Source organism: Streptomyces glaucescens (assembly GCF_002154375.1).
Lineage (GTDB): Bacteria > Actinomycetota > Actinomycetes > Streptomycetales > Streptomycetaceae > Streptomyces > Streptomyces glaucescens.
In genome coordinates, this window is sequence record NZ_MUND01000772.1 from 1 (window position 1) to 651 (window position 651).

Sequence of the window (651 nt, forward strand, 5' to 3'; positions counted from 1 at the left end):
TCACTGAGGTGACCTGGCGCCAGGGCAGCAAAGGGGTGATGTCCTCACGGTTCGCGGTCCTGACTGTCCGGCCCGCGGGCAAGCAGCCCCTGGCCGGAGCCCAGGAGGCGGGCGGCGGCCGCAGCTGGTGGGACGGCGTCCTGCCCACCCGGACGCTCCTGGTCGAGTGGCCGGACGGCCAGGACGCTCCGACGGACTACTGGATACGGACCTGCCCGCCACCACACCGGTTGCCGACCTGGTGCGGTGGGCGAAGATGCGCTGGCGGATCGAGCACGACTACCGCGAGCTCAAGCACGGTCTGGGCTTGGACCACTTCGAGGGCCGCACCTGGCGCGGCTGGCACCACCACGTCACCCTCGTCACCGCCGCCCAGGCATTCCTCACCCTGCGGCGGCTCGACCCAAAAGCCCGGATGCCGGCCTGACCCTCTACCAGGTCCTCGATCTCCTCCAGGACCAGCTGAGGTGCTGGACCGGCACCTGCACCACCTGCGGACGACCGCTACCCACCCGACGAGACCGCCACAGACAGGCCAGAACCTAACGAAGTACTACTAGTCCCCTCGAGTCGGTCCCTGGCCCGCCAGGATGTCGGCGAAAACGATCACGGTCGCGCTCTCGCCGTATTTCGCCGACTGCTCCTGCCGGA

At 69.1% G+C, this 651-nt stretch carries 1 pseudogene; it reads left to right on the plus strand.

The features are described from left to right. A pseudogene (locus tag CCN42_RS36955) lies at positions 1 to 427 on the plus strand (transposase); the annotation flags it as partial. Between the last annotated feature and the right edge of the window lie 224 nt (positions 428 to 651).